Source organism: Amycolatopsis sp. DSM 110486, from assembly GCF_019468465.1.
Taxonomy (GTDB): Bacteria; Actinomycetota; Actinomycetes; order Mycobacteriales; family Pseudonocardiaceae; genus Amycolatopsis.
The window spans coordinates 5,364,179-5,390,065 of the sequence record NZ_CP080519.1; the positions used below are offsets into that span (position 1 = coordinate 5,364,179).

23 protein-coding genes are annotated in these 25,887 nt (G+C 69.6%); 16 read left to right on the forward strand and 7 right to left on the reverse strand.

Going from position 1 to position 25,887, the window contains the following annotated elements; genetic code table 11:
• Positions 1 to 149 precede the first annotated feature (149 nt).
• The 5 genes from K1T34_RS26140 to K1T34_RS26160 all read left to right on the forward strand — a co-directional run bounded on the left by K1T34_RS26140 (position 150) and on the right by K1T34_RS26160 (position 6,434).
• The gene (locus K1T34_RS26140; protein ID WP_220246806.1) at positions 150 to 1,178 is read left to right on the forward strand and encodes an IniB N-terminal domain-containing protein; all 1,029 of its coding nucleotides are present in this window, start codon (positions 150 to 152) and stop codon (positions 1,176 to 1,178) included.
• Between the two features lie 99 nt (positions 1,179 to 1,277).
• The gene (locus K1T34_RS26145) at positions 1,278 to 3,050 is read left to right on the forward strand and encodes an isoniazid inducible protein IniA (RefSeq protein ID WP_220246807.1); all 1,773 of its coding nucleotides are present in this window, start codon (positions 1,278 to 1,280) and stop codon (positions 3,048 to 3,050) included.
• Entirely contained in the window at positions 3,047 to 4,240 is a 1,194-nt protein-coding gene (locus K1T34_RS26150) for a GTPase (RefSeq protein ID WP_220246808.1), read from the forward strand. The genes K1T34_RS26145 and K1T34_RS26150 overlap by 4 nt, the downstream gene beginning before the upstream one ends.
• Before the next feature lie 95 nt (positions 4,241 to 4,335).
• Positions 4,336 to 5,895: a long-chain-fatty-acid--CoA ligase gene (locus tag K1T34_RS26155; RefSeq protein ID WP_220246809.1), complete on the forward strand. Its 1,560-nt coding sequence runs from the start codon at positions 4,336 to 4,338 to the stop codon at positions 5,893 to 5,895.
• Positions 5,895 to 6,434, forward strand: coding sequence for a TetR/AcrR family transcriptional regulator (locus tag K1T34_RS26160; protein ID WP_220246810.1), 540 nt, complete (start codon positions 5,895 to 5,897; stop codon positions 6,432 to 6,434). Before K1T34_RS26155 ends, K1T34_RS26160 begins: the two co-directional genes overlap by 1 nt.
• On the opposite strand, the gene K1T34_RS26165 is transcribed toward K1T34_RS26160, so the two are convergent.
• Together K1T34_RS26165 and K1T34_RS26170 are read right to left on the reverse strand one after the other, a co-directional pair.
• Positions 6,431 to 6,832, reverse strand: coding sequence for a pyridoxamine 5'-phosphate oxidase family protein (locus K1T34_RS26165; protein ID WP_220246811.1), 402 nt, complete (start codon positions 6,830 to 6,832; stop codon positions 6,431 to 6,433). The genes K1T34_RS26160 and K1T34_RS26165 overlap by 4 nt on opposite strands.
• Positions 6,833 to 7,189: 357 nt before the next feature.
• Positions 7,190 to 8,482 carry an IS256 family transposase gene (locus tag K1T34_RS26170; protein WP_220239888.1) on the reverse strand — a complete coding sequence of 431 codons (1,293 nt, stop codon included), beginning with the start codon at positions 8,480 to 8,482 and terminating at the stop codon, positions 7,190 to 7,192.
• An 828-nt stretch (positions 8,483 to 9,310) separates the two neighbouring features.
• Between K1T34_RS26170 and K1T34_RS26175 the strand changes: the two genes are divergently transcribed.
• Positions 9,311 to 9,892 (forward strand): NADAR family protein, encoded by a 582-nt coding sequence (locus K1T34_RS26175; RefSeq protein WP_220246812.1) that lies wholly within the window; start codon positions 9,311 to 9,313, stop codon positions 9,890 to 9,892.
• Here K1T34_RS26175 and K1T34_RS26180 read toward each other — a convergent pair.
• On the reverse strand, positions 9,850 to 10,830 hold the full coding sequence (locus K1T34_RS26180) for a Gfo/Idh/MocA family protein (protein WP_220246813.1): 981 nt from the start codon (positions 10,828 to 10,830) through the stop codon (positions 9,850 to 9,852). The genes K1T34_RS26175 and K1T34_RS26180 overlap by 43 nt on opposite strands.
• Before the next feature lie 98 nt (positions 10,831 to 10,928).
• Here K1T34_RS26180 and K1T34_RS26185 point away from each other — a divergent pair, with 98 nt between their 5' ends.
• The 4 genes from K1T34_RS26185 to K1T34_RS26200 are packed head-to-tail and all read left to right on the forward strand — an operon-like array spanning position 10,929 to position 15,252.
• The gene (locus K1T34_RS26185) at positions 10,929 to 11,891 is read left to right on the forward strand and encodes an ABC transporter substrate-binding protein (protein ID WP_220246814.1); all 963 of its coding nucleotides are present in this window, start codon (positions 10,929 to 10,931) and stop codon (positions 11,889 to 11,891) included.
• Positions 11,878 to 12,771 (forward strand): amino acid ABC transporter permease, encoded by an 894-nt coding sequence (locus K1T34_RS26190; protein ID WP_220246815.1) that lies wholly within the window; start codon positions 11,878 to 11,880, stop codon positions 12,769 to 12,771. The genes K1T34_RS26185 and K1T34_RS26190 overlap by 14 nt, the downstream gene beginning before the upstream one ends.
• Complete coding sequence (locus K1T34_RS26195; RefSeq protein WP_304504327.1) at positions 12,764 to 13,531, forward strand: amino acid ABC transporter ATP-binding protein; 768 nt, start codon at positions 12,764 to 12,766, stop codon at positions 13,529 to 13,531. Before K1T34_RS26190 ends, K1T34_RS26195 begins: the two co-directional genes overlap by 8 nt.
• Positions 13,528 to 15,252: an aminotransferase class V-fold PLP-dependent enzyme gene (locus K1T34_RS26200; protein WP_220246816.1), complete on the forward strand. Its 1,725-nt coding sequence runs from the start codon at positions 13,528 to 13,530 to the stop codon at positions 15,250 to 15,252. The genes K1T34_RS26195 and K1T34_RS26200 overlap by 4 nt, the downstream gene beginning before the upstream one ends.
• A 201-nt stretch (positions 15,253 to 15,453) precedes the next feature.
• Here the strand turns inward: K1T34_RS26200 and K1T34_RS26205 are convergent, their stop codons facing one another.
• A complete protein-coding gene (locus tag K1T34_RS26205) occupies positions 15,454 to 16,386 on the reverse strand; it encodes a hypothetical protein (RefSeq protein WP_220246817.1) in 933 nt (310 codons plus the stop codon).
• A 274-nt stretch (positions 16,387 to 16,660) separates the two neighbouring features.
• Positions 16,661 to 17,830, reverse strand: coding sequence for a macrolide family glycosyltransferase (locus tag K1T34_RS26210; RefSeq protein WP_220246818.1), 1,170 nt, complete (start codon positions 17,828 to 17,830; stop codon positions 16,661 to 16,663).
• A gap of 282 nt (positions 17,831 to 18,112) precedes the next feature.
• Between K1T34_RS26210 and K1T34_RS26215 the strand changes: the two genes are divergently transcribed.
• From K1T34_RS26215 to K1T34_RS26240, 6 genes are all read left to right on the forward strand, one after another.
• On the forward strand, positions 18,113 to 19,681 hold the full coding sequence (locus K1T34_RS26215; RefSeq protein ID WP_220246819.1) for an alpha/beta hydrolase: 1,569 nt from the start codon (positions 18,113 to 18,115) through the stop codon (positions 19,679 to 19,681).
• Between the two features lie 184 nt (positions 19,682 to 19,865).
• A complete protein-coding gene (locus K1T34_RS26220) occupies positions 19,866 to 20,780 on the forward strand; it encodes an ABC transporter ATP-binding protein (RefSeq protein WP_220246820.1) in 915 nt (304 codons plus the stop codon).
• The gene (locus tag K1T34_RS26225; protein WP_220246821.1) at positions 20,777 to 21,511 is read left to right on the forward strand and encodes an ABC transporter permease; all 735 of its coding nucleotides are present in this window, start codon (positions 20,777 to 20,779) and stop codon (positions 21,509 to 21,511) included. The genes K1T34_RS26220 and K1T34_RS26225 overlap by 4 nt, the downstream gene beginning before the upstream one ends.
• Before the next feature lie 184 nt (positions 21,512 to 21,695).
• Positions 21,696 to 22,328 (forward strand): hypothetical protein, encoded by a 633-nt coding sequence (locus K1T34_RS26230; protein ID WP_220247423.1) that lies wholly within the window; start codon positions 21,696 to 21,698, stop codon positions 22,326 to 22,328.
• Complete coding sequence (locus K1T34_RS26235) at positions 22,325 to 22,642, forward strand: transcriptional regulator (RefSeq protein ID WP_220246822.1); 318 nt, start codon at positions 22,325 to 22,327, stop codon at positions 22,640 to 22,642. Before K1T34_RS26230 ends, K1T34_RS26235 begins: the two co-directional genes overlap by 4 nt.
• Position 22,643: 1 nt before the next feature.
• Complete coding sequence (locus tag K1T34_RS26240; protein ID WP_220246823.1) at positions 22,644 to 23,966, forward strand: DNA polymerase IV; 1,323 nt, start codon at positions 22,644 to 22,646, stop codon at positions 23,964 to 23,966.
• Positions 23,967 to 24,014: 48 nt separating this feature from the next.
• Here the strand turns inward: K1T34_RS26240 and K1T34_RS26245 are convergent, their stop codons facing one another.
• Entirely contained in the window at positions 24,015 to 25,106 is a 1,092-nt protein-coding gene (locus tag K1T34_RS26245; RefSeq protein ID WP_220246824.1) for a glycoside hydrolase family 88 protein, read from the reverse strand.
• 90 nt (positions 25,107 to 25,196) lie between these two features.
• Positions 25,197 to 25,886, reverse strand: a complete 690-nt coding sequence (locus K1T34_RS26250) for a FadR/GntR family transcriptional regulator (RefSeq protein ID WP_255638721.1) — start codon at positions 25,884 to 25,886, stop codon at positions 25,197 to 25,199.
• Position 25,887: the final 1 nt, after the last annotated feature.

The following is a 25,887-nucleotide window of genomic DNA, read 5'->3' on the forward strand; positions in this document are numbered from 1 at the left end:
GGGAGCAGCCGACCCCCTAACGGTGCAACGCGCGACAACTGGGAGTGAACCCCGATGTGGACCGGGAGCCCCGTCTCTACCTTCATCGGCAACCTGGCCGGGGACGGCCGGGCCAATCCCCCGCAATCAACACCTCTGGAGATCCCCACATGGACCCGGTGCAGACCCTGCACGATTTCACGCTCACCCTGCTCAGCGACCCGATGTCGCTGGCCGCCTTCGCCCAGGACCCGCAGGCCGCCCTGCAGGCCGCCGGCCTCGGCGACATCAGCGCCGCCGACGTGCACGAGGTCATGCCGCTGGTGCTCGACTACATCCCGGTCGACGACCTGGGCTCGCTCGGCAACCTCCCGCAGGCGGGCGACCTCACCGGCGTCCTCGCCGACGGCCCCGCGGGCGCCATCGAGCAGCTGCAGGCGCTCACCTCGTCGCTGGGTCTGCCCGGTGTCGACGGCCTCTCGGTCCCGGCGCTGCCGGCCGTCCCGGGTCTGCCGGCGCTGCCGGCCGTGGGCGAGCTGCCCGCCGTGGGCGACCTCCCGGTCGTGGGCGAGCTGCCCGCCGTCGGCATGCTGTCCGGCGTGACCGACCTGCAGAACACCGCCGCGGGCGTCACCGCCCTCGCGCAGGACCCGACCAGCGCCTTCGGCCTGGTCAACGACCTCTCGGGCGGCCTCGACGCCGGTGCCGTCAGTGGCGCCGTCGCGCAGGTCCAGGACGTTGCCGGCCAGGTCACCGGTGCGGTCGACGGCGGTTCGGCGCTCCACGCGAGCGACCTGCCTGTCGCCGGTGGCGCCATGGCTCCCGTGGGTGGCCTGACGAGCAACCTCGCCCAGGCCGCCGGCGGCGTCGAGGGTCACGTCAGCGACCTCGCGGGCTCCGTCACCGACCAGGTCGGCAACCTCACCAACGGCCTCGGTGCCGGCGGCCTGGACCACGCCGTGGGCGGCGTGACCAACGAGGTTCAGGGCCTCACGCACTCGGTCGTTCCGGACCTGGGCGGCGAGCGCGCCGACACCCACACCGGCACCGACGCGCACACGGGCACCGACGCCGGTCTCGGCGCGGTGCACGACACCGTCTCGACCGTCACGGACCTGGGCCAGCACACGCTGGGCATCGACCTCCAGGCCGGCGCCGAGACCAGCCACGGCGGCGGCGGGCTCGACCTGCACCTGTGATCCACAGGCATTGACGGGAGTGGCTCCGCGGTCTGGGTGCGACCGCGGAGCCACCACCCGGTTCGCTTACTCCTCGTGCACGGGGGACACTCCTTCGACGTGACCGCTTCCGCTTGGCTCGAAGTGCTCGACGAGACCTTGGACGCCTGCCGGTCCCACGGCCGCGAAGACTTGGTGCAGCGCCTGCGCCGGCGCCGCGACCGGCCGCCAGGCGCGACCCGAGTCGCCGTGCTGGGTTTTCCCAAGCAGGGCAAGGGCTACCTGGTCAACGCCGTGCTCAACGCACCCGTCTGCGCCGTCGGCGACGCCGCGACGCCTGCCGTGCCGGTCGAGATCGGCTACTCCGCCGAACCCGCCGCCACGCTCGTGGGCCGCGGCAACGAACGCGTACCCGTGCCGGTCGAAAAGCTGACCGGTGAACTCGGCGCACGCCCCCCGGGCTCGCTGCGCCGCGTGGAGGTCGGGGTGCCGCGCGAACTGCTTTCGGCGGGCCTCGTGCTCGTCGACACCCCCGCGATCGGCGACCCGCGCTCGCCGCGCACCGCCGCCGCCCTCGACGTGCTGGCCGACGCCGACGCCGTCGTGCTCGTCTCCGACGCCACCACCCCGCTCAGCGAGGCGGAGGTCGCGCTCGCCCACCACGTCCGCACGTGGTGCCCCCACGTCGTGGTCGCCCTGACGAAGATCGACGTCTGCGCGAGCTGGCGCGCCGTCGCCGAACGCGACCGCGCGCTGCTGGCGGGCGCCGGCATCGACTCGCCCGTGCTGCCCGTGTCGGCCACCGTGCGCATGGCCGCGGCGAAGGCGGGGGACCAGGACCTCAACTCGCGCTCCGGTTTCCCCCCGCTGCTCACGTGGATCGCCGAGCAGGCCGCGCGGCCACCCGAGCACACGAGCGCCGTGCTGGCGGCCCTGAGCGTGCGTGCGGCGACCGCTGAGCTCGTGGAGACGCTGCGGGCCCGTGCGGAGCTCGCCGGGCAGGACGCGGGCGTGGACCAGACGACCCTGCTGCACCGCGCGCAGCGCAAGGCCGACGAACTGCGCAAGCGCAACACCCGCTGGCAGAACCTGCTCGCCGACGAGATCGGCGACCTGCAGTCCGACGCCGAGTACGACCTGCGCGAGCGCACCCGCAAGATCGTCGAGACCATCGACGAGACCTTCGACAAGGGCGACCCGGTGAAGGTGTGGGACGAGTTCGGGCCGTGGCTCGACAAGACGCTGGCCGAGGCCGTGGAGACGAACTACAACTTCACCGCCGACCGCGCGGAGTGGATCGCGCAGGCCGTCGCCGCGGCGTTCGGGGCGCAATACGACCTGCACGACCTGCGGCTCGGGGAGTCGGGCGCCGAGCTGATCGCCGACGTCCGCCAGCCGCGCATCGAGGGGTTCAAGATCGGGCAGAAGCTGTTCACGGGTCTGCGTGGTTCCTACGGCGGTGTGCTCATGTTCGGCCTCGTCACGAGCCTCGCCGGGCTGCCGCTGATCAACCCCGTCTCGCTCGGCGCGGGCGCGGCGTTCGCGGCGAAGACGATCAGCGACGAAGGCGGCATGCGGCTGCAGCGCCGCCAGGCGGTGGCGAAGATGACCGCGCAGCGCCACGTCGACGACGTCTTCCTGCGCTTCTCCAAGGAGTGCCGCGACGCCATCCGCAGCGTGCAGCGGAAACTGCGGGATCACTTCACGGGGCTGGCCGAGGAGCTGGCCGACCAGCTCGCGCGGGAACGCGAGACGATCATCGCCGGCTCGGCCGAGCGGGAACGGCGGATGGTGAAGCTGCGCCGCGAGATCGAGCGTCTGGCCGGTCTGCACCAGCGCGCCGGCGAGCTGGGTGTGCTCGCTGGCCGCGCGCCGAGGGAGCTGCCGGCGTGACCGAGGACGTCCGCGGCCTGCTGGCCGAAGCCGGCGGGCTCTACCGCGACAGCCCGCGCGCGGCCGCGTCGCTGCACGAAGCCTTCAACCACCTGGACGAACCGCTGCGCGTCGGCATCACCGGTGCGCCGGGCACGGGCAAGTCGACGCTCGCGGCGGCGCTCGGCGAAACGCGGTCGTTGCGCGATCTGACGTTGGTCGACGACCCGTCCGCCTCGGTGCTGACCGACGCGACCGTGCGGCTGCTGCGTCACCTGGAGCCCGACGAGCTGGCGAGCACGCACCCGGCCGCGCGCTCGGCGTTCGCGCGGCAGACGGCCGTGGACACGGTCCTGGTCCTCGCGCGCGCCGACGAAACGGGAGCGGGCCGCATCGACGCGCTGCTCACGGCCAAGCAGCTGGCGCGCCGTGCGTGGCGCGAAGACCCGCTGTGCAGCGGGGCGCAGGGCGTGATCGCCGTGGCCGCGCAGCTCGCGTACGGCGCCCGCGCGTTCACCGACGACGAGTTCGAGCTGCTGGCCGCGTTCGCCGCCGTGCCGCGCGAGGAGCTGGAGCGCTACCTGCTGTCGGTGGACGCGTTCACCGATCCCGCGTTCCCAGGGCCGGTTTCGGTGGACACGCGGCGTTCGCTGGTTTCGCGGTTCGGGTTGTTCGGGGTGAAGTTGGCGCTGACGTTGATCCGCACGGGCAGCGACAGCCGCGTGAAGCTGTCCACCGAGCTCGTGCGGCGCAGTGGCCTGGGGGAGCTGCGGGACACCGTCGCGGGGTGCTTCGCGGCGCGCGCTGAGGCGCTGAAGGCGCGTACGGCCGTGGTGCGGCTGGAGACCGTGCTGCAGAACGAACCGCGGCCGGGCAGTGACCGGCTGGAGGCGCGCGTAGAGCGCTTCGCCGCGACCGCCCACGACTTCACGGAGCTGCGCCTGATCGCCGACATCCGCGGCGGCCGGACCGCGCTGTCCGGCGAGCCCGCGGACGAGGCTGTGCGGCTGCTGGGTGCGCAAGGGACGACGCCGGAGGAACGTCTGGGCCTCGACTTCGAGACGGACCCGCGGGAGGTCTACGCCGCTGGCGCGGACGCCGTGCTGCGGTGGCGGCACGAGGCCGAGCGGCAGGACCGCCCGCCGGCCGAGCGCGCGGCCGCGCACGTGGTGGTGCGCAGCGCCGAAGGGGTGCTGGCGCTGTTCGCCTGAGCGAGTTTCCCCTGGCCGGGGTGTTGACGGCGGGGGATTCGGCGTCGCACCATAGAGCACTCTATGGCGCTGGTGCCTGCGAAGGGAGCCGCAGCATGGCTGTCGACGAACGTCCCGACTTTCGTCTGCTGGGAGACGTGCTCGAGCACTGGGCGCGCGAGCGGGGCGACGAGCCGGCGGTGACCTTCGGCGGCGTCACGCGGACCTGGGCGCATTTCGAGGAGCGCGTGCGGCGGCTGTCCGCTGCGCTGGCGGCTGACGGCGTCGGGCGCGGCGACCGGGTGGCGTTCGTGGACAAGAACCACCCGGCGTGCCTTGAGGTGTCCTTCGCGGTGGCGGCGCTGGGGGCGGCCAACGCGATCGTGAACTGGCGCCTTTCGCCCGACGAACTGGCGTACATTCTCGCGGATTCCGGTGCGGAGATCGTGTTCGTCGGGGCGGAGCTGGTGCCGGTTCTGGAGGGGATCCGGGATCGGCTTCCTGCTTTGCGGCAGTTCGTTGTCGTGGGCGGGGACTCCGACGCTTTCGAGGCTCTTGTTTCGGCGGGTGATCCGTCCTCTGTGGACTTGCCTTCGGTTGGCGAGGACGAGGGTGTGCTCGTGATGTACACCAGCGGTACCACGGGATTCCCGAAGGGCGCCGTGCTCACTCACCGCAGCGTGCTGACGCACGGCACCGCGGTGGGCACGGCCTTCCCGATGGCCGACGGCGACAAGAACCTCGTGGCGATGCCGCTTTTCCACGTCGGCGGAACCTGTTACGCCATCCTGGGTTTCCTCACCGGCCTGCCGACGATCATGACCCGCGAACCGGACGCCCCGTCGCTGTTCGGCGCGCTGGCCGCGGGGGCGACGCACGCCTTCCTCGTGCCGGCGGTCGTCGGCGCGATCGTGCAGGCGGGGGAACAGGCGATCGCCGGGTTCTCCCGGCTGAAGTACCTCGGTTACGGCGCTTCCCCGATGCCGCTCCCGCTGCTGCGCACGGCGCTGGCCGCGTGGCCGGACATGGAGTTCGTGCAGGTGTACGGCATGACTGAGTTGTCCGGCGCCGTAACGACTCTCGACGGCGTCGCGCACCGCGACGCGTCTCGCCCCGAGCGTCTGGCTTCGGCCGGCACGCCGGTGCCCGGGGTCGAGGTGCGGATCGTCGACCCGGCGACGTTGGAGGACGCCGAGTCGGGCGAGGTGTGGATCCGCACGGACCAGCGGATGTCGGGCTACCTGGGCAAACCCGAGGCCTCCGCCGAGACGATCGTCGACGGCTGGGTGCGCACGGGCGACATCGGCCGCGTCGACGACGGCGGGTTTGTATTTCTCGAAGACCGCGTGAAGGACATGATCATCACCGGCGGCGAGAACGTCTATTCGCCCGAGGTGGAACGCGTGGTGGCCGAGTTCCCCGGCGTTGCGGAGGTCGCCGTGATCGGCGTGCCGGACGAACGGTGGGGCGAACAGGTGAAGGCCGTGATCGCGCCGATGCCGGGCGAGGTGGTCGACGTGGACAAACTGCTGGAGTTCTGCCGGGAGCGCTTGGCGCACTTCAAGTGCCCGGCCAGTGTTGACGTTCTTGAGGCATTGCCGCGCAACGCGACGGGGAAGATCCTGAAGCGCTCGCTGCGGGAGCCCTATTGGCGGGATCGGGACCGCAACGTCTGATGGCCGCGGTGACCCGGGAGCAGTATTTCGAGGCGGCGCTCGGCGTGCTCGCCGGTGATGGTTTCGCCGGTTTGAACGTCGGCCGTTTGTGCCGCGATCTGGGTGTGACGAGCGGGTCCTTTTATCACCATTTCGGCGGCTGGTCGGCGTTCGTCGAGGATCTACTGGTCTTTTGGGAGAACCGGCAGGTTTTGATCCTGGCCTCGGGTTCGTTCGGCCAGGCCGGCCCTGCCGCAGACTTCGCGGCGCTGATGGAACTGACACTCGGCCTGCACCACAAGGCCGAGGCAGCGATCCGCGCCTGGGCGGCCAACGACGAGGCCGTGCGCGCGGCCCAGAAGCGGGTGGACGACGCCCGGCTGAAGACCGTGGGGCGCGCAGTCAAGGGTTTGGTGGGCGATGCCGCCCTCGCTCGCACCCTCACCGCCCTCGGCCTGGCGATGCTCGTGGGACACCAGCAACTCGCGGCCGCCGGTGAGGACACGGATCTCGCCGCCTTGATCGCGGAGTACACCTGGCTGGTGCACGCCCGCGCCTAGGCGTTGCCGATGACCTTCCTGACGCGGATCTCCAACACCACCCGCTTGGGATTCGGCTTCGGCTGACGGTACCTCGCGGCGTACCGGTTTTCGGCGTCCTTGACGGCTTCCGGATCGTCGCGGAGGACCATGAGTCCTTCCAGTGTCGACCAGATGGGCCCTTCGAGCTGGCACACCGCCGCCGCTACGCCACCCTCGCCCGCGGCCTTGGCGAGGCGCGCTTTGTGGGAGTCGGAAAACGTGATGACCCTCGCCACGCCCGCCTCGAAGTCGACGGTGACTCCCACCGCCACGACGTGCGGCGTGCCGTCCGGCCGGACCGTGGTCAGGGAGGCGAGCCTCCGCTCGGTCCAGAAGGCCCGGAACTCGTCGCTGCGCGCGGTCAGATCGATCTCCATGCCGGCCACGCTAGCTGGCTGGGTGGTCAGTACCGGGCGGGGGCTAGGTTCTCGCGCACGGGGCCGGCCACCCTTGGCGCGCCGATCTTCCCAGCCATGTGCTTGATCGCGGCCAACGCCGTTGCATTGCCAACTTCTACCGGGACTGCAACGAAGGTACCGACCCTGGCTTGGGTCTTTTCGGTGCATTGACAACCCCCCACTCGGGCTGCAACGAGATCTTCTTCAACATTCTTTCCCCCGGCCCCCCCGATTCTTTACCTTCTCTACCGTAGAACGATAGAAAAATCGGGGTGGTGATAGGTGCATTTCTTTTCCGCCGGGTCTATCCCGTGATCGGTGTTTCCGGCGGGTCGGTCAGTAGGTTTCGGCTCCCGGCCAGCGGTCACCGAACGTGATGGCGAACGCGTTGATCACGGGCTTCCAACGCATTGTCCACCTGGCGCGCCCGGTCCCCGTCGGGTCCAGGCTGCGTGTCACAAGATACAGACACTTCATCGCGGCCTGCTCGGTGGGGAAATGCCCGCGCGCACGGATCGCCCGCCGGTAGCGGGCGTTCAGTGATTCGATCGCATTCGTCGAGCAGATCATGCGCCGAATTTCAACATCGTAGTCCAGGAACGGTACAAACTCTTCCCACGCGTTGCGCCACAGTCGAATCATCGCACCATACTTTTTACCCCATTTCTCGTCGAGTTCGTCCAATGCGGCAAGCGCCGCGTCAGGATTGGGTGCGGTGTAGATGGGTTTAATATCCCTCTTGATCTCGTCCCAGTTCTGCCGCGCCGCCAACCGGAACGTATTGCGGATCAGGTGAACGATGCACGTCTGAACGATGGTTTGCGGCCACACGTTCGCAACAGTCTCCGGGAGGCCTTTGAGACCGTCGCAGACGAGGAAGAACACGTCACGAACGCCCCGGTTCTTCAGGTCGACCAGAACGCTCATCCAGAACTTCGCGCCCTCGCCGCCGACGCCCATCCACAGGCCCAGCACGTCCTTGTGCCCGTCCACGGTCACGCCGATGGCCGCGTAGACCGGGCGGTTGGCGACCTGCCCGTCCCGGACCTTGACGTGGATCGCGTCAATGAACACCGCCGCGTAGATCACATCGAGCGGGCGGCTGGCCCATTCCTGCATCTCGGCTATCACTTTGTCGGTGATCCGCGATATCGTCTCCTTGCTCACCGACGCCCCATAAATCTCACCGAAATGCGCGGCTATTTCGCCAGTGGTCATCCCTTTCGCATACAACGACAACACGATCTCGTCCACATCGGCAAGCCGACGCTGCCGCTTCTTCACGATCTGCGGCTCGAACGTGCTTTCCCGATCCCGCGGCACCTCGACCCGCACCTCGCCGACTGCGTCCGAGATCACGGTCTTCGGCCGACTACCATTTCGCACATTGGTCGATTCCCGGTCCGGGTCGACCTGGTTCTTCTCGTGCCCGAGGTGCTCGGTCATTTCCTCGTTCAATGCCGTTTCCAGCACGTTCTTGGTGAACAGCTTCAGCAGCCCGTCCGGGCCGGTCAACGCCAGCCCACGCGCCTTGGCCTCGGCCACCATCGCCGCCGCAGCGGCCTGCTCCGGCGACAGCTGCGCCGGCTTCTCGTCACGCTTGCGTCGACTCACAAGGTCCGATGTCATCACTCACAGTGCCCATCCCGCCGGACCTCAGCCCGGCGTGTCGGGCCGGAAACACCGATCTTGGAACAGTCCCTTTCCGCCTTAGGCGGGCTTTTCTTTGGGTGAAGAAGATCGCCGGAGGCGAAAAGACAAAACACGCTTGGCGAGAGCTCCCCGAAGCCGACAATTATGGCCACGGTTCGGGGCTGGTTGTCAAGGCGGGAAAGCGTACCTTGACAACCAGCCCCGAACCGCGCTGAGGCTTCTTGTCGGGGAGCCGGGAGGGGAAGGGGAGGGGAAGGGGAAGGGGGGTGGGAGGTCTCCCGCGGTTGGGAGGGCCTGTTGCGTTTTGTGGTGGGGGAAAGGTGTGGCTTGTGTGGTGGGGAACCAGGGGGTGGTTGGGAAGGGGGCTCCGTTTCGGAGGCCCTGTTGCGTTGCGTTGTGCGTACGGGTGCCTTGAGACGTGGGGGATGGGTTGTGTTGTGAGAGGTGGGTCAACTCAGCAATGCTGAGGTGGGTTACGTCTTGGGAGTGGGCCGAGTCGCATTGCCAGGGTGAGTCGCCTAGCGTTGCCGAGGCGAGCCGCCCAGCATCGCCTCGGAGGGTCAACTCGCGTTGCCCCCATGAGCCGGACCCAGCGAATCCCACAGCGAATCAACCACCCCCACCAACCACCCTCACCCTGCCTCGCACCACGAAACCCCCAACAACAACCCCACCCCATATCCCACTCAGCGACAAACCCCCATCCCCCATCCAGCCGCCCCCATACCCCCAAACCCCAGCCTCCACCCCGTCAACCTGCGAAAACTTCGAGCGAAACTCCCCGGAGTCGTTCACACTGTCCGTATGGGACCACAGCCGCGGACGTTCGATGAGCTCTGTCGTGCCTTGGACCGGGGGCGGCGGTTCAAGTACCTGCCGTTCTGGGGGCACCGGCCGGAGCCGGGTTGGCGGATCGGGGCCGGGTGTCTGAGCCAGTGGTGGCCGGCGGGGTTCGAGGTGGACGGGCGGCTGTTCGCGACCGCGGAGCACTACATGATGTGGCGGAAGGCGAGGCTGTTCGGGGACGAGGGCGCGGCGCAGCGGATTCGGGTGGCGCCGCATCCGGGCGCGGCGAAGGCCCTCGGTCGCGAAGTAAGAGGCTTCGACGCCGAAGTGTGGAACGCCAGCCGGTTCGACATCGTCGTGGAGGGGAACGTGGCGAAGTTCGGGCAGAACGCCGGGCTGGCCGAGTTCCTGGCCAACACGGGGGAGCGCGTGCTCGTGGAGGCGAGCCCGGTGGATCGAGTGTGGGGGATCGGGCTGGCGCCGGACGACCAGCGCGTGGGCGAGCCCCGCGCGTGGCGGGGGCTCAACCTACTGGGGTTCGCGTTGATGAAGGCGCGTCAGGACGTGGGGACGCGAGGGCGCAAGCCGGCGGCCTCGTAGATCGCGTCGACGACGGTCATGGTTTCGATGGCGTCCGAGGGGGGCGTCAGGTTCGGCACCTCGCGCAATACCGCGTCGGCGAAGGCTTCCAGTTGGTAGGCGTACGAGGGCCGGTGGGAGAAGCGTTCCACTGAGCGGGAATCGCCGCGTCGAATGGACAGGCGGTGCCAGAACTGCGGTGAGAGCGGGTTGATCGCCCGCAGCTCGCCGCCGCTGCAGACGACGCGGGCGCTGATGCGCAGGACGTCCGACGACCACAGCGAGGCGCGCACGCGGCCCGTCGCGCCGGACGGGAAGCGCAAGGACGCCGTCATGGCGCGGTCGATTTCCGGGGAACGCAGCTTGGCGCGGGCATCCACAACAGACGGGGTCGCGCCGCCCAGCACGCGTGCCATGTGGACGGCGTAGCAGCCCGCGTCCATGGTGGCGCCGCCCGCAAGGGACAGGTTGTAGCGGATGTCCTTGAAGCGCGGCAGCGGGAAACACACCGCGGTCTCGATGTGCTGCACCTCGCCCAGCTCGCCGGACGCCAGCAGTTCCTCCATGCGTCGCGTGAACGGGTGGTAGCGGTAGTGGAAGGCCTCCATCACCACGAGCCCGGCCGCCTCGGCCGCGTCGGCGACGAGGCGGGCCTCGGAAGCGTTGGCGGTGAAGGGTTTCTCGCACAGCACGTGCTTGCCGGCGGCCATGGCGGCGAGGGTCCAGCGGCCGTGGAGGCCGTTGGGCGTCGGGTTGTACACGGCGTCGATGGACGGGTCCGCGAGCAGCTCTTCGTAGGTCGCGTGCACCTCGGGGATGCGGTGCTTCGTGGCGAACTCGTGGGCGCGCGAGATGTCGCGCGCCGCGATGGCCGCGATGTCGACGTCCGGGTTCTCCCGGGCCGGCTTGAGCAGGGCTTCCGGGACGATTCCCGCGGCTCCGAGCACTCCGATGCGCATGATCGAACCTTAGCGGACCAGCGGACTTCAACTGGTTGTTGACCACTTCAACAGCCGGTTGTACCGTTCCGCCCACCACGACGCCCTGGAGGTCCCCGATGCCGTCGCCGTCCCGTACCCGCGCCTGGCAGGCCGCCCTGCTGACCGGTGCGCTCGCCCTCGTCACCGCGGCCTGCGGAGGTGGTCCCGACGGCGCCGGCGGCGCGCAGCAGCCGGCCGGCGCGGGAGCCTCGCCCATCCCGGACAACGCCGCGCTGATCGCCGCGGTGAAGCCCGACGCGCAGCTCACCGCCGCCCTGCCGGCCGCCGTCGCACAGGCCAAGACGCTGCACCTCGCGTCGAACATCCAGTCGGCGCCCAACAACTTCTACTCGAGCGACGGCAAGACGCCGATCGGCTACGAGGTGGACCTGGCGAAGGCGATCGGCGCGAAACTGGGCGTCACGGTGTCGTATCAGGACATGGCGTTCGGCTCGCTGATCACGAGCCTGCAGTCCGGCCGCGTGGACTTGACCATGGCGGCGATGAACGACACCAAGGAACGCCAGCAGCAGATCGACTTCGTCGACTACTTCTCCTCCGGCATCACGATCATGGTCCGCAAGGGCAACCCCGACGACATCACGGGCCCGGACACGTTGTGCGGCAAGAACGTCGCCGTGGTGCAGGGCACGAGCCACCAGAAGTTCGCCGCCGCGCAGAGCACCGAGTGCACGCAGGCGGGCAAGCCGGCGATCACCGTCACGGCCACCGACTCCGACACGCAGAACCAGAATCAGCTGCGCACCGGCCGCGTCGCCGCGATCCTCAACGACCTGCCCAGCGCCGTCTACATCTCGCGAACCGCGGGTGACGGCAAGTTCTTCGAGGTTGTGCCGGGCGCGCCGATCGAGGGCGGGCCGTACGGCATCGGCTTCACCAAGACCAACACGAAGCTGCGCGACGCCGTGAAGCAGGCGCTGCAGGAGCTCGTCGCAGACGGCACGTACGGCAAGATCCTGCAGGCCTGGGGCGTGGAGCAGGGCGCGGTCAAGGAGGCGGCCGTCAATGGCGGGAGCTGAGCCGCTGCCGATCGTCCGGCTGAAGCACTGGGGCCGCTGGGTTTCGGCGGTGGTCATCGTCGCCCTGCTCGTGCTGCTGGGGTTCGCGCTCGCGCAGGCCCAGATCGAGTGGGACTCGGTGCCCGACTTCGTGTTCTACCGTGTGATGGCCGTCGGGTTGCTCAACACGGTGGTGCTCGCGGTGATCTCGCAGGCCGTGGCCATCGTGCTCGGTATCCTGATCGCCCTGTTGCGCCGCAGCGCCAACCCGGTGGCGAAATGGTTCGCGGCCGCGTACATCTGGCTCTTCCGCGGGCTTCCGGTGCTGCTGCAGATCCTCATCTGGTACAACCTCGCGCTGATCTTCCCGACGATCTCGATCCCGCTGCCCTTCGGCGGTTACCTCGTCCACGAGCAGACGAACGTGCTGATCAGCGCGTTCACCGCGGCGCTGCTCGGCTTGGCATTGAACGAGAGTGCCTACATGGCCGAGATCGTGCGCGCGGGGCTGACCAGTGTGGACGTCGGGCAGACCGAGGCCGCGAAGTCCATCGGCATGACTCCGGGCGCGACGCTGCGGCGCGTGGTGCTGCCGCAGGCCATGCGCGTGATCATCCCGCCGACCGGCAATGACTTCATCAACATGCTCAAGGGCACCTCGATGGCGTCGGTGATCGGCGTGACCGAGCTGATCCACGCGGCCAACAACATCTCGTCCAACAACCTGCTGGTCATGGAAACGCTCATCGCGGCCGCGATCTGGTACATGGTCGTGGTGACGGTGGCCGGCGTCGGGCAGCACTACCTGGAACGCTCGTTCGGCGCCGCCGATCGCGGGCCCGCGGCGAGGGTGGGGAAGGCGTTGCGGGGGATGCCGCTGGTGAGGAGTGCCCGTGTCTGAGCCATTGCTGCGTGCTGTGGGGGTGCGCAAGAGCTACGGGAACACCGAGGTACTCAAGGGCATCGACCTCGAAGTGCGCCGGGGGCAGGTGGTGTGCTTGCTCGGACCGTCGGGGGCGGGCAAGAGCACGTTCCTGCGCTGCCTCAACCACCTGGAGACGATCGACGCCGGGCAGGTCTGGGTCGACGGCGAGCCGATCGGCTTCCGGCTGCGCGGCGGGAAGCTGTATGAACTGCGCGAAAAGGACGTCGCGCGACAACGGCGGGACATCGGCATGGTGTTCCAGCGGTTCAACCTGTTCGGGCACCGGACGGCGCTGCAGAACGTGATCGAGGGACCGGTGCGGGTGCTCGGGATGAACCCGTCACGGGCCCGCGAGGAGGCGTTGGAGCTGCTGGACCGCGTGGGGCTCGCTCATCGCGCGGACGCGTACCCGGCGCAGCTTTCCGGTGGGCAGCAGCAGCGTGTTGCGATCGCGCGGTCGCTGGCGATGAAGCCGAAGCTGATGTTGTTCGACGAGCCGACGTCGGCGCTCGACCCGGAGCTGGTAGGGGAGGTGCTGGCGGTGATGGGTACGTTGGCGCGGGAGGGGATGACGATGGTGGTCGTGACGCACGAAATGGCCTTCGCCGCGGAGGCGGCGGACGAGGTGGTGTTCCTCGCCGACGGCGCGGTGGTCGAGACGGGCCCGCCCGAGACCGTGCTGAAGAACCCGGCGCACGAGCGCACCCGCCAGTTCCTCGCGCGGGTCCTCTCGTGACGCGGATCTCGCCCCGGTACCTGCTGCAGTTCGACGAGCCCGCCGGCTACCTCGACTTCGCGCGGTTCGGGCCGCCGTCGCACGCGGTGCTCGACACCACGGCGAGCCTGCTCGAAGCGGCGACGAAGGCCGGGCCGTCCACTGTGGACGAGCTGATGCGCCAGGAGACGCGCGCGAAGGCGGCCGCGGCGCGGCTGTGCGGGAGCGACACCGACCACACCGTGCTGCTGCCGCACACGAGCCTGGGGTTGTTCCAGGCGGCGTTCAACTCCCACGGCGAGGTGCTGGTCTCGACGGGGGAGTTCCCGGCGAACACGTATCCGTGGGCGCGCGCGTCCCAGGCCGGGCGGGTGCGGGTTCGCCGCTTGCCCGCCGGGTTTGTCACGCCTTCCCGGGTTGCCGAAGCGCTGACGCCCGAGACGACGGTGGTGTCGGTGAGCGCCGTCGACTTCCGCACCGGCTACCGCGCCGACCTCGCCGCGTTGCGCGAGGTGGTGGGCGATCGGCTGCTGGTCGTCGACGGGATCCAGGGCTTCGGCGTGATCGAGGCGCCGTGGGAGGTCGCGGACGTGCTCGTGGTCGGCGGCCAGAAGTGGCTGCGCGCCGGCTGGGGCACGGGCTTCGCGGTGCTGTCCGACCGTGCGCTGGAGCGCATGGACCCGATCCTGTCCGGCTGGACGGGCGCGCGCGACCCCGGCCTGTTCGACGACGAGATCCACCCCGCCGACACGACCGCCGCGGGCTGGTCGATCTCGAACCTGAGCCCCATCACGTCCGGTGCCTTCGCGGCGGCTCTGGAGCTGGTGGAGGAGGCGGGCGTCGGGGCGATCGCCGGTCGGATCGGCGAACGCGTGGACGCCTTGGAGGAAGTGCTGCTGTCGCTGGGCGCTTCGGTCGTGTCCGCGGTGGACCGCCGGGCGGGGATCCTGGCGTTCGAGCTGCCCGGCCACCCGGCGGAACAGGTGGGTGCGGCATTGTCGGCGGCCGGCATCGCGGCAACGGTCCGGCCGGAACACGTCCGCCTCTCGCCGCACGCGTCAACGCCGGTTTCCGCCGCCGAGGCCGTCCGGTCCGCTTTGGACAGTCTCCTGCGCCCGCGTACCTCGGTAACTTTCCCGTCGGTGGTTTCGGGTGGTGCGACGCCCGCGTTGCTCACCGCCCTGATCCCCGCCGTCGACGGCCTGGCCGCCATGCTGGGCCCCGGCAACGAGGTCCTGCTCCACGACCTGTCCCGCCTGCCCGACTCCATCGTCGCCATCGCGGGCGACGTCACCGGCCGCACCGCCGGCGGGCCCATGACGGACCTCCTGCTCGGCCTCGTCCGCCGCGGCACCACGCAGGACCTGACCAACTACCGCACTCACGGCCCGGACGGCCGCGCGATCCGCTCGTCCACCCTCTTCCTCCGCGACGCCGACGGCGTGGCAGTCGGCTGCCTGTGCGTGAACAGCGAAACGTCACCGTCCTCGGACGCGGCTGCCTCGCGGCCCGAGACCTTCCCGCCCGACGTCGACAGCCTGCAACGCTTCCTGGTCGACCGCGCCATCGGCAAGGCGGGCATCCCCGTGGACCTCATGAAGAAGCGCCACAAGGCCGCCGTCGTGCGCGAACTCGACGAGGCGGGGTTCTTCCTCATCAAGGACGCGGTGGACCACCTGGCCACCCACCTGGACGTGACCCGGTACACGATCTACAACTACTTGAATGAGATCAGAGCCTGAGCCCGCGCGCCGTCGGCTGGTCGGGACGGACGGTGCAGCGACCACAGGCTCGCCCGTGGCCGCTCGGTGACCGGCCACGGCCTCCGCGGCCGAGGTCGCGCGGGTGGAGGCGGGGTGGGTTGAGGGACCCGGGGGTCTCGACTGAGGTCGGGTACGCCTGCCGTCGGCTACTTCAAGAACACCGCCACCATGGCTCCTGGGTCATGCCGCCGCAGGTCCTTCCTCATCGGCCAATCCGGGCAGCCACCCGCTCAGGGTTTTGAGCAGCCGCTTCTTCACTGCGTCGGTCAGCGACTTCGTGAGTGGATCAACGCAGTAGGTCACCACGGCCTCGTGGCGCTCTGGAGACTTGCAGATCAGCACCGCCAGAACCCGGACCACTGGCAGAAGCTTCTTGAACCCGTTCAGAGCTGCCAACGGAGGGGCCAGTGGCTGCAGCAGGTTCCACATACTCTTGACCGCCGTCTTCACCACGATCTCTTCGAGCGGCAAACGTCGATGCGCCTTTCGTGACGCCAGGATGAGGTTGGTGGCCCGGTCAGGGATGCCATCGACGGCCTTCACGCCTTCGTCGATGAGGTGCGCGAACTGTGCGAGGAGGTCGCACCAGAAGTGGTCGGCGAGTGCCACCTTCGTCGAGTCCGGAAGCGGCCCCGGGTAGGCCTTCTCGACGTCCTTGAGGACGACGTCAGTCAGTGCTTTGCCGAGCCGTTCGATCTCGTCGACCCTGGAACTCGGGGGTGGGGGTGGCCCATCGTGGCCGCCGCCGTGGTGGAGTTCCGCTCGTGGATCCGGAGCGGTCGGACTGGGCTTCACGGCAGGCTGATGACTTCTGATCGGGCTCGCTGCGCGCGGACTCTGGCCCACGTCCTCCGCTGCCGCATTCGGTCCTTCTGCTACGGGGCGGGCTGATCCGTGTGCCGTTTTCGGAAGACGTTTCCCGTGACGCTGTGCGTAGTCATCGGCTAGATGATCGATGATCTCGGCTACGGCGGTGTCGATCGCCGCGGCCTTCTCCTTGTACGTGCTCCGATGTGGTCGATTGTTTTTCTGGGTGGCAGCGTTCCACGCCTCGTCGGCCTCCTTTCGCAGCTTCGCGCGATCCTGGGGGTCTGTGGCCTTGGCCAGCGTCATCGATCCGGTCCAGCCATGCAGTGCTCCACAGCACCCTCGACATTCGCACGTGCGGCTCCCGGATCGTCCGCAGCTCGAGTTATGCGCCATCGCTCCCCTTCGGCCCCCTCGGCAATCCCTTGATCGTCCTCGGGTATTCACCGCTGTTCGTACCGCTGAGTCGGTGAATCGCGCCTGGTAGCGCAAAAATACAATGGCAACACAAATGGCGTAACGTGCGAAAAGAAAAGCCCCGGCGATGATTACCGCCGGGGCTTGATGATACGCGTGTGGGTTACTTCAAGAACGCCTCCACCGCATCAACCGCCGCCGAAATGCCGCCGTGGGCGTGGATTTCCGTGGACAACGACGACAGCCGTGCGGCCATCTCGGCGGAGCCCGCGACCTCGGCGACCGCCGAACGCAAGGAAGCAGCGGTCACCGACGAAGCCGGCAAGTGTCGCCCCACTCCGAGCGTCTCGAGTTGCGCCGCGTTGCCGAATTGGTCGGCGGCCTGCGGGATGGCCACGGTGGGGACGCCGTACCACAGCGCTTCCGTGCAGCTGCCCATGCCGGCGTGGGTGATGAACGCCGAGGCCGCCGAAAGCACCGCCAGCTGGGGGACGCGGGAGTGCACCTCGAACGACGGTGGCAGCGGGCCCAGGTCCGAAGCGGACACGAACGAGCCGATCGACATCACGACGTGCCAAGGTGAGTCGGCGAACGCCTCCAGGCAAGCCCGGTACACGGGTACCTGGTCGGTGAACGCCGTGCCGAACGAAACCAGCAGCACGGGCTTCCCCGAATCAGGCGGGGTCCACGACTCCGCCAGTCGATCGGGCGACAGGCATGGTCCGACGAACCGGACGTGCGGCCCGACCCGGGAGGCGTGGGGCTGCATCGCTCGCGGAATGAGCGACAGCACCCGCGGGGGGTGGGACAGCCAGGTCCACGCCTCCTCGGTCTCGCCGTTTTCCCGCAGCCACGCGGTCATCGTGCGGGCGTAGTCCACACCGGACGGTGAGGCCTTGATCGGGTCCATCACCGAACTCATGTCCTCGTCGTAGCCCTCCCATGCGACAAGCGTGGGCGACAGCTGCACGGCGGGCACCCCGTACCGGGATCCGAGCAGGGGCGCGCCGAGGCCGCCGATGTCGTAGAGGAGCAGGTCGGGGCGGTCGGCGTCGAACGTCGACAGCAGTTGCGGGTGTACGGCGATCGCCTCGTCCAGGAAGACGCGCATGGCGTCGGCCGGGTCGTCGGGCCACGCGCCGGCCTCGCCGAGGGGCAGGAGGGTCGGGTGGGTCACGACGCGGGCGCCCGTGGGGGTGACCAGTGATTCGAGAGGCGATCCCACCACGTAGCTCACCCGGTGCCCGCGCCGCACGAGTTCGGCGATGACGCCGAGGGACGGGTAGATGTGGCTCGGTGCGGTGGTACCGACCATCACGATGTGTTCGCGCATGAACGACTCCGTCAAAGGGGGAGGACGCGGCGCGCAAGGAAGACGGCCGCGGACGCGCGGCCGTGAAGAGTCACGCCGGGGCTAAAGCTGCCGCAAGCGCTGGAAGATCGTCATGGCGGCCACCGTAACGGCGACCCGGCGCGGGGACCAACCGAATTTCCGACGTCCACCTTTCGTAGGGACTATCGGGCAGAGCGCCGCGATCAACCGGCCGGGCGCGGCCAAGACGACTAACGTCTGGCGGACCCGACAGACGAGAACCCCGACAGAGAAGGAACTCCCGTGAGACGTGCTGTCTTCGCGGCAGTCGCCGTCGCGACGCTGGCCTCGCTGGTCACCGCGCCCGTCGCGTCAGCGGCGCCGGCCACCGCCCCCGCCGCCTACACCCCGCCGCCCGTGGCGTGGGGTCAGTGCGACAACGCCGGCCTGCAGGCGGCCGGCGCCCAGTGCGGTTTCGTGACCGTGCCCCTGGACTACAGCAACCCGGGCGGCCAGAAGGCGCAGCTCGCCGTCAGCCGCATCAAGCACAAGGCGCCGGACGCGCAGTACCAGGGCGTCATGCTCACCAACCCCGGTGGCCCCGGCGGCTCGGGCCTGACGCTTTCGCGCGTCGGCGCCAACGTGCCCAACCACGCGGGCGACGCGTACGACTGGATCGGCTTCGACCCGCGCGGCGTCGGCTCCAGCAAGCCCGCGCTTTCGTGCGACAACAGCTACACGAGCTTCGACCGGCCCTCGTACGTGCCGCTCACGCCGAGCCTCGAGAAGGCGTGGCTCAACCGCGCCAAGGGCTACGCCGAGGACTGCGCCAAGAAGAACCCGAAGGCGCTGCTCGACAACCTGAAGACCACCGACTCGGTGCGCGACATGGACTCCATCCGCGCCGCCCTGGGTGCCGACAAGATCAACTTCTACGGCTACTCCTACGGCACCTACCTCGGCCAGGTCTACGGCACGATGTTCCCGCAGCGCGTGCGCCGTATGGTGCTCGACTCGACGGTGGACCCGCGCGACGTCTGGTACCAGGCGAACCTGAACCAGGATGTGGCGTTCGACCGCAACATCAACATCTGGTTCGGCTGGCTCGCCAAGTACGACAACACCTACCACCTGGGCAAGACGCAGGCCTCGGTGAAGGCGACCGTCGACCGTGAGCTGGTCAAGCTCTCGCTCAAGCCCGCGGGCGGCCAGATCGGACCCGACGAGCTGACCGACGTGATCCAGCAGGCCAGCTACTACCAGCTCACCTGGCTGGACGTGGCAGACGCCCTGTCGGCGATCGTCACGAAGAACGACCCGTCGCTGGTCAAGGCGCTGTTCGAGTCCGACAGCGACAACGGTTACGCCGTGTACCTCGGCGTGCAGTGCACCGACGTGCAGTGGCCGACCAACTGGAACCAGTGGCGCCTCGACAACTGGAAGACCTTCCTGAAGGCGCCGTACTTCACCTGGCAGAACGCCTGGTTCAACGCCCCCTGCGTGTACTGGCCCGCGAAGGCGAGCAAGCCCGTGCAGGTCGACGGCAAGGGCGTGCAGAGCGTGCTGATGATCGACGAGACGCTCGACGCGGCCACGCCGTACGAGGGCAGCCTCGAGGTCCGCAGCCGCTTCCCGGGTGCGTCGCTGATCGCGGAGCCGGGTGGCACGAGCCACGCCATCACGCCGCGCGGCAACGCGTGCGTGGACACCAAGATCGCGGACTACCTGGCGACCGGCGCCCTGCCGGCCCGCAAGCCGGGCCGCACCGCCGACGTCGAGTGCGCGCCGCTGCCGCAGCCGCAACCGGCCCCGTCGGCGTCCGCGCAGGCGAAGGCCAAGGCGGACCCGCTTCCGCTGCTGGGTCACCTCTGACCAGCTGAAACGCCGGCCGAAGCGCCGGGTGGGGCACTGTCCCCGCCCGGCGCTTCGTCGTTTCCAGGGCCCTCGAAAGACCTTGATTTACCAAGTTCGCGGCTCGTAGCACTTTTCATCACAGCGAGGTTTGTGTTACAAAGTTCCCCAGCAGGTTTGCAACGCAAAGTCGATGGGGGACGGGATGAGTGAGGCGTTCAGTCTGAGAGGCCTGACGAAACGGTTCGGGCCGGTGCACGCCGTCGAGGAGCTGACCCTCGAGGTCAGCCGCGGCGAGGTCGTGGCGCTGCTCGGCCCCAACGGGGCCGGCAAGTCGACCACCATCGACATGCTGCTCGGGCTCACCCGGCCCGACGAGGGCGAGGTGCGGGTGTTCGGCGGCGACGCGCGGGCGGCCGTCGACGCCGGGCGCATGGCCGCGATGGTGCAGAACGGCTTCCTGCTGCGCGACACCACGCCGGCCGAGCTCGTCGCGCTGATGCGCTCGATGTACCGCAAGCCGCTGGCGGCCGCGGAGGTCTTCGAGCGCGCCGGCATCACGGACTTCGCGAACCGCCGCTGCGGCAAGCTTTCCGGCGGCCAGCTGCAGCGGGTGCGCTACGCGCTGGCCCTGGCCGGCGACCCCGAGTTGCTGGTGCTCGACGAGCCGACCGCCGCCATGGACGTGGACGGCCGGCGCTCGTTCTGGGCCTCGATGCACGAGTTCAGCGCAGGCGGCCGGACGGTGCTGTTCGCCACGCACTACCTGGCCGAGGCCGAGGACTACGCCGACCGCGTGGTGCTCGTGCGCCACGGCCGCGTGGTCGCCGACGGCACCGTTGCCGACGTCCGCGCCGCCGTCTCCGGACGCGTGCTGCGGGCCGTGGTGCCCGGTGCGAACGAGGCCGAGCTGGCCGCACTCGCCGGGGTCACCACCGCGCGTATCCAGGGCGCCCGCGCGGAGTTGGCGTGCGCCGACTCCGACCTCGCGATCCGCGCGCTGCTCACCACGTTCCCGGACGCGAGCGACATCGAGATCCAGGCAGTGGGTCTGGAAGAAGCGTTCCTCGCGCTGACCGGCGACCAGCACACCGACGAGCCGGAAGGAGCCCTGCGATGAACCTCGTCTACCTGCGCCTGGAGATCGTGCGGATCGTGCGCAGCCCGCAGTTCGCGCTGTTCACGATCGCCGTGCCACTGGGCATGTTCCTGCTCTTCGGTGGCCTGTTCGGCGACTACGTCGGCCCGGACGGGGTGAAGGCGAGTACCACCACGATGATCAACATGGGCGCGTATGGCGCCTTGAGCGGCGCGTTGTTCACCGGCACGCGGGTGGCGACCGAACGCACCGATGGCTGGCAGCGCCAGCTGCGCCTCACCCCGATGCGCGCGCCGGACTACGTGTTCGTGAAGATCGCCTCCGCCATGGCGATGGCCTTGCCGGTGCTCGTGGTGATCTTCGTGGCCGGCGCCCTGCGCGGGGTCGAGCTCACGGCCACGCAGTGGGTGCTCACGGCGGTGGCGCTGTGGCTGGGCGCGTTGCCGTTCGCGGTGCTGGGCCTGCTGCTCGGGCTGTTCGGCAAGGGCGACACCGTCGGCGCGATGACTGGCGCGCTGATGCTGCCGCTCGGAGTGTTCGGCGGGTTGTGGATGCCGCTGTCGATCATGCCCGGCTGGATGACCACGGTGGCGCACTTCTTCCCGACGTACTGGCTCGGCCGCGTCGGCACGATGCCGGTGGGCGGGGCGAGCGGGCTCGGTCTCGCGGTGGGCGTGCTGGCGGCGTGGCTGGTCGTGCCCGCACTGGTGGTCGTCCGGCGGTTCCGGTTGGACACGGCCAAGGTCAGTTAGTTGACTGCTGTTACCAATCCGACCAGAAGTAGGCGGGCACGGAACTGGACGTTACCGTGTGTGGCAACCCTTCCCGCCGTGACTGTGGTCGGATTGGTAACCAGCAGCACAGTAACTTCCGTGCTGCATAGGGGTCAGCACGGTGGGAGGGCGAAACAAGGTGGATGACGACGAAGAGCAGCCGATGTCGGCAGCCGAGTCGCTGAACCTCATCGCCCGACAGAACGAGCGGACGCGCCGGGAGCTGGGGGCCAGCCCGGCGCGTCTGCTCGGCGTCTGGGCCTTCACGTGGCTGGTCGGCTGGGGACTGGTGTACCTGGCCGACGACAGCCACGCGAGGCCGCTCATGCCCGGGTGGGTCGCGGGGATCGTGGTCGCGGTGCTGTTCGTGGCGGCCATCGCGTACTCGGCCTACTACGGCGGCCGCATCAGCCGCGGGATCCGCGGCCCGTCGCGTCGCACCGGCGCGATGTACGGCTGGAGCTGGATGATCTCGTTCGCCGCGCTGTCGCTGATCAACGTCCGGGTGATGAAGGCGGGTGAGCTCGACCCGCACACGATCTCGCTGCTGTGGTCGGGCACCTCGCTGTTGCTGACCGGCGTCCTGTACCTCGCGGGCGGAATGCTGTGGCAGGACAAGCTGCAGTACGGCTTCGGCGCGTGGATCATCGTCTGCGGCGGCGCGAGCGTGCTCGTGGGCGTGCCGGGCAACTTCCTCGTGCTGTCCCTGGCCGGCGGCGGCGGGTTCCTCGTGGCATCGCTCGTGTACTTCATCCGGGAACGGCGATCCGGTCCGACGCGAGTGGCCGACCGGTGACCGAGGCGAGCCTGCCGGAGCTCGACCCGGTGATCCACGCCCAGGCCAGGCTGCGCGTCACCGTCGCGCTCGCCGGGCTGCACCACGGCGACCAGATCACCTTCCCGAGGCTGCAGCAGCTGCTGGACATGACGGCCGGCAACCTCTCCACGCACCTGCGCAAGCTCGAAGACGCCGAGTACGTGGAGATCACCAAGGCCTACGAGCACCGCACGCCCGTCACGCTCGTGAAGCTGACCGCCAAGGGCCGCGCGGCTTTCGAGTCCTACACGACGGCGTTGCACCGGCTGCTGGACGCCACCGGCGGGAGCTGACGTGACCCGCTGGGTCGTCCACCTCGACCTGGACGCCTTCTACGCCTCGGTCGAGCAGCTCACGCGCCCGACGCTGCGGGGCCGCGCGGTCGTCGTCGGCGGCACGGGGCCGCGTGGTGTCGTTGCCGGGGCGAGCTACGAATCCCGTGAGTACGGTGCGCGTTCGGCGATGCCGATGTCGCAGGCGCGGCGGCTGTTGCCGCCGGGTGCGGTCGTCTTGCCGCCGCGGTTCCGGCTGTACGAGACGTTGAGCAAGCAGGTCTTCGACATCGTCGCGGACGTGGCGCCGGTGCTGGAGCGGATTTCGCTGGACGAGGCTTTCGCGGAGCCACCTTCGCTGTCCGCTGCGTCGGTGGACGAGGTGATGCGGTTCGCCGACGACCTGCGAGCGCGGATTCGCGCGGAGACCGGGCTCACGGCGTCGATCGGGGCCGGCACGGGCAAACAGGTCGCGAAGATCGGCTCGGATCGGGCGAAGCCGGACGGGCTGCTCGTGGTGCCGCCGGGCACCGAACGGGAGTTTCTGGCGCCGTTGCCAGTGCGGGCGTTGTGGGGGATCGGTCCGGTCGCGGAGGCGAAGCTGCGCACCATCGGCGTGCTCACGTTGGGGGAGCTGGCGGCGTTGTCGGAGCCGGACGCGGCGGCGACGCTGGGCGGCGTGGTCGGGCGTGAGCTGCGCAAGCTGGCCGGTGGCACTGACGACCGGCCCGTGGCCGAGCGTGGGGAGGCCAAGCAGGTGAGCGCGGAGACGACGTTCGAGGTCGACATCGTGGACCTGGGCCGGCTGCGGGCGGAGGTGCGCAAGATCGCGGCGGGGGCGCATTCGCGGCTGGTGAAGGCGGGCCGGGTCGCGCGCACGGTCGTGGTGAAGCTGCGGCACACGGACATGAGCACGGTGACGCGGTCGGAAACCACGGCCTCGCCCACGGACGACCTCAACCAGCTCGCGGCCACCGCCGAGCGGCTGTTGCTGGATCCGCAGGAGTTCGGTGGCGTGCGCCTGGCGGGGGTGGCGTTCAGCGGGCTTTCGGTGCCGCACCAGGACGCGTTGTTCTCGCTCGCCGTACCGGCCGGGCCTTCGCCGGAGCCCGTCGTGGCGGTGGTGCCGTCGCCGGGTGGGTCGGCGCCGGTGTCGTCGAGCGGCTGGCGCCCGGGCGACGACGTGGTGCACCCGGAGTTCGGCACCGGCTGGGTCCAGGGCGCGGGCCACGGCCGCGTGACCGTGCGCTTCGAGACACGCACGTCCGGCCCGGGCGTGGCGAAGACGTTCGAGCAGAACGACCCGGCGCTGACCCGCGGGGACCCCCAGGACTGTCTCAAGTAGACGGAAGGGCCGCCACTGCGAGAGTGGCGGCCCTTCACGCAAAGCACCTCAGCTGGCGGGCGGCAGAGCGCAACCCGGGGTGAGGTCGGCGACCTGCTGACCGGCCAGGAGGAACGCGCCCACACCGGCGGCCGAAGTGTCGGTGGCCTTGGCCGAACCCGGTCCGTCGGTCTTCGGCTGGACGTAGCCGACGAAGCCGTCGGTGGTCTCCGCCTTCGTGGACAAGGACTTCCACGCCCGATCGACCACCGGCTTGAACCAGCGGCTGTCGAGGACACCCGCGTTGACGCCCCACGCGAGGCCGTAGGTGATCAGCGACGTGCCGCTGCTCTCCGGGCCGCCGAAGGGGTTGAGCAGGTTGGCGTTCCAGAAGCCGTCCGGCCGCTGCAGCACGCTCAGCGTCGTCGCCATCTTCTTGAACACGCGCAGGTACTCCGGCCGCCGCGGGTCGTTCGCGGGCAGCACCTGCAGCACCTTCGTCAGGGCGGCCAGCGCCCAGCCGTTGCCCTGCGACCAGTACGACAGCGAGTGCGGGTCGGTGCGCCACAGGCCGGAGAACTCGTCGAACAGGCTCTTCTCCGTGTGCTGGAACAGCTTCTGCATCGCGGCGAGCGTCGGCTCCGAGGAGTCCATCACGCCTATGCGGGCGAACGAGGGCATCGCCATGTTCAGCGCACTCACGTGGTCCCAGTAGTCCGTGTGCCCGGCCTGCACGTTCGCGACCTCGTCGGCCAGGCGCGAACGCAGGTCGGCGAGGATCGGCGGGTCGGGGTGGAAGTAGGTGTACAGGTCGAGGTACGCCTCGCCCGCGGCCTCGTCCTCGGCCGCGAACGGCCGGCCCGCTGTCGTCGGCAGCAGGTAGTTGTTGGCCTCGCCCCACGGCAGGGTCTGGTGGTTGGACACGCCGGTGGTGCGGACCACGGCGAGGTTGCCCACGTGGAACGTCGCGTTCTGCCAGTCGGCCGGCGCGAGGTTCGTCCCGTGGGCGACCCAGTAGTCGCCGGCCTTCACCATCGCGTCGGCCACGGAGCACTGCGCGGCCGGCGCCGCCGGTGCCGCACTCGCCACGGCCGGTGCCAGCCCACCGGCCGTCACCGCCGCCGCGAGCACGGCGAAACCGCGGATTCCCGAGAAACGCATGGGTGCGTCCTCCTCAAGCAGCTCATGGCGGCGGAGGCCATCGGTCGGTGGCCGGTCGATCACGGACTATGGTGTGGACCACTGGGCGTGTCAAGGTGCCGGTGAGCGGTACGCCGCAACGGTTTCCAGCAGCCGGCGCGTCGCGTTCTCCGCTCCGTCGGCGTTCTTCGCCAGCACCGTGGTGAGCACACGCGAGTGCGCCACGAGCGTGCCCGTCGTCGGCTCGGGTGCGGCCCGCAGCGCGGCGACGACCGGCACCTGCAGCTGGGTGAGCAACGCGTTGCCCGCGGCTCGCACGAGGGCGGCGTGGAACAGCGTGTCGGCCTCGGTGAACGCCTCGGTGTCCTCGCGTTCCACGGCGTCGGTCATCAGCCCGTACGCCGCCGCCAGCGCGGAGAGCTCGTCCGGCGCCCGGTGCCGGGCCGCCAGCCGCGCGGCCTGCGGCTCCACGAGGTGACGAAGCTCCATCAGATCGTGCAGCTGCCGCAGCGAATCCGGGCCGCCGACGCGCCAGCCGATCACGTCGGGGTCGATCGCGTCCCACGCCTCCGGTGGCTGCGGCCAGGTGCCGACGCGCGGTCGTGCGGCCACGAGCCCCTTCGACTCCAGGACCCGCAAGGCCTCCCGGACCACTGTCCGGGAGGCCTTGAAGCGGCGCCCGATGTCCTGGGGCACGATCGGCTGGCCCGTGGGCAGCGCCCCTTCGACGATCAGGCGGCCGAGCGTGTCGACGATGCGGGCGTGCAGGCCGGCCCCGTCAGCCCCGACGACTGAGCCCACG

Bases quoted from the DNA above. Each gene is read 5' to 3' on its own strand.
- K1T34_RS26140 (WP_220246806.1), top strand. From the start codon at position 150: ATGGACCCGGTGCAGACCCTGCACGATTTCACGCTCACCCTGCTCAGC.
- K1T34_RS26155 (WP_220246809.1), top strand. From the start codon at position 4,336: ATGGCTGTCGACGAACGTCCCGACTTTCGTCTGCTGGGAGACGTGCTC.
- K1T34_RS26160 (WP_220246810.1), top strand. From the start codon at position 5,895: ATGGCCGCGGTGACCCGGGAGCAGTATTTCGAGGCGGCGCTCGGCGTG.
- K1T34_RS26165 (WP_220246811.1), bottom strand. From the start codon at position 6,832: ATGGAGATCGATCTGACCGCGCGCAGCGACGAGTTCCGGGCCTTCTGG.
- K1T34_RS26170 (WP_220239888.1), bottom strand. From the start codon at position 8,482: ATGACATCGGACCTTGTGAGTCGACGCAAGCGTGACGAGAAGCCGGCG.
- K1T34_RS26175 (WP_220246812.1), top strand. From the start codon at position 9,311: ATGGGACCACAGCCGCGGACGTTCGATGAGCTCTGTCGTGCCTTGGAC.
- K1T34_RS26180 (WP_220246813.1), bottom strand. From the start codon at position 10,830: ATGCGCATCGGAGTGCTCGGAGCCGCGGGAATCGTCCCGGAAGCCCTG.
- K1T34_RS26185 (WP_220246814.1), top strand. From the start codon at position 10,929: ATGCCGTCGCCGTCCCGTACCCGCGCCTGGCAGGCCGCCCTGCTGACC.
- K1T34_RS26190 (WP_220246815.1), top strand. From the start codon at position 11,878: ATGGCGGGAGCTGAGCCGCTGCCGATCGTCCGGCTGAAGCACTGGGGC.
- K1T34_RS26205 (WP_220246817.1), bottom strand. From the start codon at position 16,386: ATGACGCTGGCCAAGGCCACAGACCCCCAGGATCGCGCGAAGCTGCGA.
- K1T34_RS26210 (WP_220246818.1), bottom strand. From the start codon at position 17,830: ATGCGCGAACACATCGTGATGGTCGGTACCACCGCACCGAGCCACATC.
- K1T34_RS26220 (WP_220246820.1), top strand. From the start codon at position 19,866: ATGAGTGAGGCGTTCAGTCTGAGAGGCCTGACGAAACGGTTCGGGCCG.
- K1T34_RS26225 (WP_220246821.1), top strand. From the start codon at position 20,777: ATGAACCTCGTCTACCTGCGCCTGGAGATCGTGCGGATCGTGCGCAGC.
- K1T34_RS26230 (WP_220247423.1), top strand. From the start codon at position 21,696: ATGTCGGCAGCCGAGTCGCTGAACCTCATCGCCCGACAGAACGAGCGG.
- K1T34_RS26245 (WP_220246824.1), bottom strand. From the start codon at position 25,106: ATGCGTTTCTCGGGAATCCGCGGTTTCGCCGTGCTCGCGGCGGCGGTG.